This is a genomic window from Lelliottia sp. RWM.1, assembly GCF_016859735.1.
Classification (GTDB): Bacteria; Pseudomonadota; Gammaproteobacteria; order Enterobacterales; family Enterobacteriaceae; genus Enterobacter.
The window spans coordinates 62,607-71,355 of the sequence record NZ_WLVC01000024.1; the positions used below are offsets into that span (position 1 = coordinate 62,607).

General features: G+C 53.3%; 7 protein-coding genes and 2 pseudogenes. 2 read left to right on the top strand and 7 right to left on the bottom strand.

The genetic code is table 11. The annotated features are described in order from the left end of the window. The first annotated feature begins 44 nt into the window (after positions 1-44). The gene (gene nirC / locus GF617_RS16855; protein ID WP_181621120.1) at positions 45-854 is read left to right on the top strand and encodes a nitrite transporter NirC; all 810 of its coding nucleotides are present in this window, start codon (positions 45-47) and stop codon (positions 852-854) included. A gap of 11 nt (positions 855-865) precedes the next feature. Continuing rightward, entirely contained in the window at positions 866-2,239 is a 1,374-nt protein-coding gene (gene cysG, locus GF617_RS16860) for a siroheme synthase CysG (RefSeq protein ID WP_181621121.1), read from the top strand. A gap of 50 nt (positions 2,240-2,289) precedes the next feature. Here the strand turns inward: cysG and GF617_RS16865 are convergent. The 7 genes and pseudogenes from GF617_RS16865 to GF617_RS16895 form a co-directional block, all read right to left on the bottom strand. Further along, a pseudogene (locus GF617_RS16865) lies at positions 2,290-3,375 on the bottom strand (aminotransferase class I/II-fold pyridoxal phosphate-dependent enzyme). 13 nt (positions 3,376-3,388) lie between these two features. Then, complete coding sequence (locus GF617_RS16870) at positions 3,389-4,693, bottom strand: YhfT family protein (protein WP_181621124.1); 1,305 nt, start codon at positions 4,691-4,693, stop codon at positions 3,389-3,391. An 11-nt stretch (positions 4,694-4,704) separates the two neighbouring features. Further along, the gene (locus GF617_RS16875) at positions 4,705-5,058 is read right to left on the bottom strand and encodes a DUF2620 domain-containing protein (protein WP_181621125.1); all 354 of its coding nucleotides are present in this window, start codon (positions 5,056-5,058) and stop codon (positions 4,705-4,707) included. Positions 5,059-5,068: 10 nt separating this feature from the next. Beyond that, complete coding sequence (locus GF617_RS16880) at positions 5,069-5,947, bottom strand: phosphotriesterase-related protein (protein WP_203452121.1); 879 nt, start codon at positions 5,945-5,947, stop codon at positions 5,069-5,071. Next, positions 5,937-7,169 (bottom strand): phosphopentomutase, encoded by a 1,233-nt coding sequence (locus GF617_RS16885; RefSeq protein ID WP_203452122.1) that lies wholly within the window; start codon positions 7,167-7,169, stop codon positions 5,937-5,939. The genes GF617_RS16880 and GF617_RS16885 overlap by 11 nt, the downstream gene beginning before the upstream one ends. Further along, positions 7,169-8,332, bottom strand: coding sequence for a YhfX family PLP-dependent enzyme (locus tag GF617_RS16890; RefSeq protein ID WP_203452123.1), 1,164 nt, complete (start codon positions 8,330-8,332; stop codon positions 7,169-7,171). Before GF617_RS16890 ends, GF617_RS16885 begins: the two co-directional genes overlap by 1 nt. 79 nt (positions 8,333-8,411) lie before the next feature. Then, a pseudogene (locus tag GF617_RS16895) lies at positions 8,412-8,675 on the bottom strand (PRD domain-containing protein); the annotation flags it as partial. Between the last annotated feature and the right edge of the window lie 74 nt (positions 8,676-8,749).

Consider the following 8,749-nt stretch of genomic DNA (forward strand, 5'->3'; position numbering starts at 1 on the left):
CCAACAAAGAAGCCGCCCGACGGATAACGTGTACGGGTAATCACATGTTTACAGACACCATTAATAAGTGTGCGGCGAATGCTGCGCGTATTGCACGGCTCAGCCAACATAATCCGCTCGGTTTCTGGGTCAGTTCCGCCATGGCGGGGGCTTATGTCGGCCTCGGGATTATATTAATTTTCACCCTCGGTAATTTGCTCGACCCGTCCGTTCGCCCTCTGGTGATGGGCGCAACCTTTGGTATCGCCTTAACCCTGGTCATTATCGCCGGATCTGAACTTTTTACCGGTCACACAATGTTCCTGACGTTGGGCGTAAAAGCAGGCACGATTAGCCACGGCCAAATGTGGGCTATCCTCCCACAGACCTGGGTCGGCAATCTGTTAGGTTCCATTTTTGTTGCCCTGCTTTATAGCTGGGGAGGTGGTAGCCTGCTGCCCGTGGATACCAGTCTTGTACATACTGTCGCACTGGCAAAAACCACGCAGCCTGCAATGGCGTTGTTCTTCAAAGGCGCGCTGTGTAACTGGCTGGTGTGTCTTGCTATCTGGATGGCAATCCGCACTGAAGGTGCAGCGAAATTCATCGCTATCTGGTGGTGCTTGCTGGCCTTCATTGCCTCTGGCTACGAGCACTCTGTGGCCAACATGACGCTGTTTGCGCTCTCCTGGTTTGGCCACCATGGCGATGCCTTCACCCTTTCGGGTATTGGGCATAACCTGTTGTGGGTAACACTGGGTAATACCCTTTCTGGTGCAGTGTTTATGGGGTTAGGTTACTGGTATGCTACCCCAAAAGCGGAGCGTCCGACTCCGGCAAACATCGCAACTGCACCGGCGAAAGCCCATTCTTAAGAGGTAATGTCGTGGATCACCTGCCGATATTCTGTCAATTACGCCATCGCGACTGCCTGCTTGTCGGCGGCGGCGATGTCGCTGAACGCAAAGCGCGTCTGCTGTTAGAGGCAGGAGCCCGACTCACCGTTAACGCCCTCTCCTTCGCGCCGCAGTTTGAAGCCTGGGCGAAAGAAGGCATGCTCACCCTTTCTCAGGGCGAGTTTAACGAATCCCTGCTGGATACTTGCTGGCTAACCATCGCCGCTACGGATGACGATGCCGTTAACCAGCGCGTGAGCGATGCCTGCGAAACGCGGCGCATTTTCTGTAACGTAGTGGATGCCCCTAAAGAAGCCAGCTTTATCATGCCGTCGATCATCGACCGTTCCCCCCTTATGGTCGCCGTGTCATCTGGCGGGACATCTCCGGTACTGGCGCGCCTGTTGCGCGAAAAACTGGAAGCTGTGCTGCCCCAACACCTCGGTCAGGTCGCGCATTTTGCGGGTCAGTTACGTGCCAGAGTAAAGAAAACCTTCGCCACCGTCGGTGAACGTCGTCGTTTCTGGGAAAAGTTCTTCGTTAACGACAGGCTGGCACAATCATTGGCGAATCAGGATAGCAAAGCGGTTGAAGAGACCACCGAACGCTTGCTTACCGAGCCGTTGGATCATCGCGGTGAAGTGGTTCTGGTTGGCGCAGGTCCGGGCGATGCCGGATTACTGACGCTGAAAGGACTGCAGCAAATTCAGCAGGCAGACATCGTGGTATATGACCGTCTGGTATCTGATGACATCATGAATCTGGTGCGCCGCGACGCCGACCGCGTATTCGTAGGGAAACGTGCAGGCTATCACTGCGTGCCACAGGAGGAGATTAACCAGATCCTGTTGCGCGAGGCGCAAAAAGGAAAACGGGTAGTCCGGCTCAAAGGTGGCGATCCCTTTATCTTTGGCCGTGGTGGGGAAGAACTGGAAACGCTATGCGACGCGGGTATCCCATTCTCCGTTGTACCCGGTATCACAGCAGCTTCTGGTTGCTCCGCCTATTCCGGTATTCCGTTGACACACCGTGACTATGCGCAAAGCGTACGATTGGTCACAGGACACCTGAAAACGGGCAGTGAGCTGGACTGGCATAACCTGGCAGCAGAGAAACAGACACTGGTGTTCTACATGGGGCTGAATCAGGCCGCGACGATACAGGCAAAATTGCAGGAACACGGTATGGAAGATGATATGCCTGTCGCCCTGGTCGAAAACGGAACTGCCATTCAGCAACGCGTGGTGAGTGGCGTACTCACACAGCTCGGTGAACTGGCGCAACAGGTTGAAAGTCCGGCCCTGATTGTCGTTGGCCGCGTGGTCAACTTGCGCGACAAACTGAACTGGTTTTCGAATCACTGACCGGGCGCAGATATAAAAAACCGGGAACTTCCCGGTTTTTTATATTCCAGCTACCTATTGGTACAGCTCTCACGCAGTATTCTTAACACGGTTTCATCACCACTGCGGTTTGGGTTTATTCGGATAGTAAAGCGCTCAGAACCCGGCTCCGCTTCCCGAAATGTCCCCGATAAGCGATAAAACAAGGGCGGGATTTCGTACTTCTACTCCGCACCCACAGGCCAGGGCAGAGCGCCGTGTAATTGCGCATTCTCCAGCACCGCTTCTGCAATCGGCTCATGAAATGTCACCAGCAATACTTTGGACTGGGCATTCGCAATCACCGCGTGTTTCACCTGTGGTATCACCCCCTGGTTGAGCATTAACTGGAGCCTTTCCGTCACACCCGCTTGTACAGCGTGCATCACGGGTGCGCCAACCAGGCCACGCAATACCTCCAGCGCTTGTGTCCCCTGAATCTGGCTCCCTCCGGAATACATCGTACTTCGGATCTGCGCGATTGCATCCGCCTGCCCAACAACCGCCCCCACACCTTCAGGGCCAAAGAGCTTAAAGCAAGAAAATGTTGAGAGCGTCGCGCCACATTCGCAACCAATGGACTCCACTTTCATCACCGCATAGTTATCGTCTGTCAGTGCAGGAATTCGCTGCCGGGAAAGCGCGGCCAATACCCCGGCAAGCGAATAGCAATCCTCAGGACGTTGGCGCGTGTGCTGAACCAGCGCAACATCTGGCTGAAAACGAACACCCGCCTCTGCTAATGCCGTTGTGTCGTTGTAATCAACACGTACCAGTTCAAGCCCCATCTGCTCTATCACCGTCATGGTGGTCGGATAGACAGGCGCATCGTGGATCAACAACCGCCCACCCGGCTTAATCAGCGCGGCAAGTCCGGCCCGAATCGCTCCCGTTCCGGCCCCCTGCAGTAATATCGCCGCCGGGGCATGAAAGACATCCGCCAGAACGGCCTCCACACGTTGTGTCACCACGGGATGGTTTAACCCGGCCACCACCCCCAGGTCTCCTCCGCGTAAGAATTCCGCGCCAGGAAAATGACGGCATATCGCATCAACCAGGGCAAACTGCTTGTGCTGAGCCTCAGTCAGCGTGAGGCTTTGCAACGGAAAAGTCTTCATCTCAGCTCCTGATTCACACGGGAATAAACAGTCCACACCAGTAGAGAATATTCAGCACGATACCGGTGATCATGACCGCCACAACAGGTGCAGCCATTTTCTGAACCGGACGACCCAGCGCTTCATTGAAGAAGTAGATCGCCGCCGCAATTGAGAATCCGGTATAACCGGCCATTTTTATCGCGGCAAAAATGGAGCCCACCAGAAGTGCCATCTCCATCAACATATTCATTGCGTTACGGATGTTATCGGATGCATTACGAACCGACGGGTAACGCCCCAGCCATTTACCAATCGAACGCAGTAGCAACACCTCGACTGAAATAACCAGCGCCCCCAGTAATGCGGCAATAAACGGATTCGGCGCCAGATACCCCACGGCATAAACAAACGTGAAACCCGCAACCGCATAGACACCTGTCGCCAGCGCGGTTGTGGCAATCATCGGCACAAAACCGAGACCACGCATAAGTTCAGCGAGCGCCGCCTGATGGATCAAGGTTTGCGACTGTTCAGGCGTCACCCCTGCGGAATAGGCCTTTTCCAGCGTAAAAATAGAGACCTCGCTACCCGCAAAAATTTTCATGCTGGCAACGGCGGCAATCAGCCCACCAACAATGGCGATATAGGGCAAGTTTTTGATAATGCGCGAGGTACGTTCTTCGAACACTGAAAGACCGCTGGCATCATGATCTTGTCCATCACGGTTACGTACGTCATGGGCAATAGCGATGCCCAGCAGCATGACCATGCCAACGAAAATCTCAAAGGATTCCGGGTTAAGGTGTGGGAAGTAGCGCACCACCAGCACTCGGGTCATCAGCACAACAGCGGCGGCCAGCAGACTGCGCTTCCAGCCAAACTGATAGAAAATGGCAACCAGTGGGAAGAGCGCAAATGCGGATACGACAGGCGAACTCAGCTCACCCAGTGAGCCCAGGACATCAACCGGCAGAGCCGTCAGCAGATGGTTCACCGGGAGCAGGCATGTCAGGATCAAAACGCCCCACAGCGCGCCAAGGCCAAATGCCAGCAGGCTATTGACTGCCAGAACACCCAGAATATCCGTCGGTAAAAAAAGCAACCAGGCGTTAAGCAACCCGGTCTTGAGGGTAAATGAAATCCCCACGGAGGCGACAAAACCGATGCTAAGACCGAAAGCGATACTCCCGGCCTCACGTCGGTTCATGTGGCCTTCAATCAGTTGCGGCAGTATGGGGCGGATCCCATCATGAAACACTGCCGCCGACCGATGCGCCAGCAGCGAGGTCATCCCAGTCAGGCAAGCGACCATCAGAATTTGAATATAAAGCGACATAAGCGTGCCTATTATTTTAAGTGATTGATCAGCATTGGGATCGCATGTTCAACATGCTCAACAGATATGCCAAAAGCCACTTTTCCCTCAGCGACCATTTTGGCTATGTGCTCGTCTTTCGCCTTCACGCCGGGTTTTGCAATGGTGCAACTCTTGTTAAAACCAATGATCGCGATGGCGATCGACAGCGCAGCCCCCGCGCCGGTATTACAGGCCCCGATGTAGTAATCCAGTAGCCCGGATTTCACCTTCATGGCAGCTTCCATATCGTTGTAAATAAACACCTCAAAACAGCCTGGAGCTGAAGTTTCGATGGTTTTCTTAATGTGTTCGCGCTGTAAGCCAGCAACACCAATCTTTTTCATGATTCGATCCTTATCGGAAAAATTGAGAGGGGTTATCACGTAACATCACATCCACATCGGCCTGACTAAATCCTGACTGGCACAACTGTGGAATAAAGGTGGTTAACAGGAAGTCGTAGCCATTTCCGCCGTTAGCACGTAAATGCGAGCGCCGCGTTATATCCATGGAGAGCATTACGCGGTTCAACAAGCCGCGGTTGCGCAGAGCATGTAACATCCCAATGCGTTTTTCGTCGGGGTAGTAGTTGTTCTTACCGATGGTGTCGAACTGGACATATGCGCCGAGGTCGATCATCCGTAAGATGTTTTCGAGGTTATCTTTAAGATCACAATGCCCAACCACAACGCGGGAAAGATCGACGGATTCACGCTTGAGGAGGGCCAGTTGCTCCAGCCCCATCGTGCTAAAAGAGGTATGGGTTGAGATGGGCCGCCCAGTTTCATTGTGTGCACGCGCTGCGGCCTTAAATACTTTGGCTTCACGCTCGGTGATCATGCCTTCGCTTGAGCCAATCTCCGCAATAATTCCTGCTTTCAGACTCGTGCCGTCGATACCGATAACGATTTCATCGATCATCTCCTGCGCCAGAGCGTCCACACTACGTGTTGCCACATGTTCCGGGAAAAATGCATCCTGATAGTAGCCGGTACACGCCACCACATTGATGCCGGTATCACGCATAATATCCAGCATAAACTGAGGGTTACGCCCCATGTATCGATTGGTCATTTCGATAATGTTGCGTACGCCAAGCTGCATTAACGTTTTCATTTCGCCGCGGATCAGCGCGTATTGATCCAGACGGCAGTCGATGTTGTCCTTAAACCCGGACAGATCAATATGCAGGTGCTCGTGGGCGTAGGTGTAACCAGAACGATCAATCGTCATGTGAATGCCTCGCGGGGGTTAAGAGTGGCAGGAAAGATCTGCCATTTTCAGGTTTGCTGACGCCAAAGAAGTCACATACCGTCGCGCCAACATCGGAAAGCGTCGTGCGCACACCAAGTTCAGTTGGCTGTAAACCCGGCTGCCACACCAGTACTGGTACGTTTTCCCGCGTATGCAGGCTATGACCAATCGTCGGGTCATTACCGTGGTCCGCCATTACGACGATGCAATCGTCTGGCCCCATGTCGGCCATCAATAACGCCAGATGGTGATCAACCAGTGAGAGCCTGTCGGCATAACGTGCTACGTCTTCGGCATGACCAGCCAAATCGGTTTCCTGAATGTTGGTACAGATAAAAACCGACTCTCTGCGGAAAAACGCCTCCTGAGTGATCTCCATAATCCGCTGGCTATCGACCAGGTTTTGCCAGTTTTCACCGTGTGGGTTGTTGACGATATCCGCGACTTTCCCGATCAAAACAGTCGGGATACCGGCCTGATAGAGTTGCGCCGGAACCTGGACTTTTTCATCCACGCCGTACCCCATATGCGCGACCTGGAAACCCTGCGCATATACCCCTGAGCGAGGCGCATTGATCCCGATGTAACGGCCCTCCTTTTCTTCGACAGCCTCCATTATCTGCTGCGTGCTGTTCAGGAGGCCCCCAAAGGCAATCACCCGCCCCACTTCAACCTGCTGGCGGACGATTTTCCCAATCGCTTTTACCTCTTCGAAGGTTGTCTCACTGAGGTTTCCTGTGATGTTGTAGACCTGCCCTAAATCCGCTTCGAGGTTATCGCCAATCGCGACGGCATCATCCACCAGTAACCAGGATAATTTTCCACCACACCGCGCTGTCTTTCGGCCAGAAGCACGAATGGCCTGTTCGACACGGTCAATGACCTGATTAAACGGCATACGAAGCGGTGCGCGCGGACGCGTGCCCAGAATTTCCTGATGTCCCATGAAGGTATCTCCACCTTCATGCTGTAATTCAGCGATACCCCAGACCGCCGTGGGTGAAGGTTGCATGACACTAGGTGCATACCCGAGGGCATTGATCAGCCCGAGTTTTTCAAGGGCCGGCAAACGCAGGTCTGGATAGTGCGCCAGAATATGTCCGCAGGTATTTGCCCCGGTATCCTGAGGCCTGACCAGCGGAACATCCGCCATTGCACCGACACCGAAGCTATCTATCACCAGCACTAAAAATCGCGCCATTACTCCTCCAGAAGATTTCCGAGACTGTCGTAGCGAGCAACAATTTCCGCCGCACCATGCTGAATACCGGACACCAGCACCACATCACTGCGCGTCACAAATATTTGTGTACGGAAACAAAACACGACCGCGCTACCAACTGGGAATTCCCCCCTCAAAGGCAGGTAGTAGTCGATACTGCTGTCATCGATGTCGTTCAGTTGCGCATCGCTGGCAATGTCATTGCCAGGTGCAAAGATCAGGGCATTTTTCGCGTGACCACGCCGGTAATAGCCCCCTCCGTAGCAATAGCTACTCCCCTGAAAGCAATGTGAAACTTCAGTCAACCACAGCATGGCAATACGCTCTGGTTGAGTCCCCTGCTGGTTAGAGGGGATCGTTCCGGTCAATGCATGACCAGGCTCGGCGTGCGTCACACCAAAGGTCGCCAGTTGCGGGAGCGACGAGCAACTGGTTGCTGAAGGGGCGTTAAGCTGCTCTATCGTAACGCCTGCATCCTCCAGTTGACGGCGGGCAGCAAGCAGCGAATGTAAATTAGGGGTTGGACGTGTTTCACCCAGTGCTTCATCCCAGAGAAGGCAAGGAAAATGCGTGAGACCGATCAGGCGAATGCCAGGTAAATGCTGAATTTCATGCAATACATCGTTCAGGCAGGCCAACGAAAACCCGCTTTCCTGGCCTGGATAGAGAAAATCGTTATCGCCATACACTTTGAGCATGACCGCCTGGACAGTATCAAGTTCGACTGCAGCGACAGACACTTCTCGCGCTTTTTCCAGTGAGAACAGCGTAATAACGTCCGTGCCTTGCGCGACGGCGTCTTTAACCTGCTGTGAAGGGATCTGAACCAAATGCCCCTGATGCGCTATGGGCAAACCAGCCCGTCGCATCACCCGGCTCTCTTTATAATCCACCACCACAATGCCTTCATAGCCCAGGGATAGCAGTTTCTCTGCCAGCCATGGATTGCGCCCAATTTGCTTGGTCATCAGATACAAGGTGATGCCGTGCTGACGGGCCACATCAAGCAGGCGTTTACCATTTGCCAGCACCTGATCAACATCGATCACCCAACTATCAGGTGCAATTTTTCCTTGCTGCCAGAGCCGAACAGCCTCCGCTATCAGCCCCGGATTCTGATGTTTCAATGCCTGTATAAACATCGCTATACCTCAGTTCCTTTTCTTACTTTAAATATTCATTTTTTTGAATATTTAAAGTGCAATAACACCCTTCACACCATCAGCGCTGCGCTGCTTCCTGACCAGCCATCCACAATCCATACAGATTTGCCAGCAAATACCCTTCTTCAGCGGTATGAAGCTCGACGGAAAATTCCCCAAGGAGGAGATGGTGGGTCTGCAAAATGGCTTGCCAGTGCGGCGACTGAACAAGTTCGTCATAAAGCTCCGCATCAAGCGGAGCAATGACATCACCACGACGGCTTCGCATCAGGGCATTTGCCATATGCGTCACGGCCATTTCGCCCTGTTCAGTAAAGACTGGCTAATAACATCATGTCGATCGGCCAATAACATCATGCCGATCACTATTTTTCTGCCCGCGTTTATAGCGTCTTT

Excerpts from the sequence above, each read along its gene's own strand:
- nirC (WP_181621120.1), top strand. The coding sequence starts at position 45 with ATGTTTACAGACACCATTAATAAGTGTGCGGCGAATGCTGCGCGTATT.
- GF617_RS16870 (WP_181621124.1), bottom strand. The coding sequence starts at position 4,693 with ATGTCGCTTTATATTCAAATTCTGATGGTCGCTTGCCTGACTGGGATG.
- GF617_RS16875 (WP_181621125.1), bottom strand. The coding sequence starts at position 5,058 with ATGAAAAAGATTGGTGTTGCTGGCTTACAGCGCGAACACATTAAGAAA.
- GF617_RS16880 (WP_203452121.1), bottom strand. The coding sequence starts at position 5,947 with ATGACGATTGATCGTTCTGGTTACACCTACGCCCACGAGCACCTGCAT.
- GF617_RS16885 (WP_203452122.1), bottom strand. The coding sequence starts at position 7,169 with ATGGCGCGATTTTTAGTGCTGGTGATAGATAGCTTCGGTGTCGGTGCA.
- GF617_RS16890 (WP_203452123.1), bottom strand. The coding sequence starts at position 8,332 with ATGTTTATACAGGCATTGAAACATCAGAATCCGGGGCTGATAGCGGAG.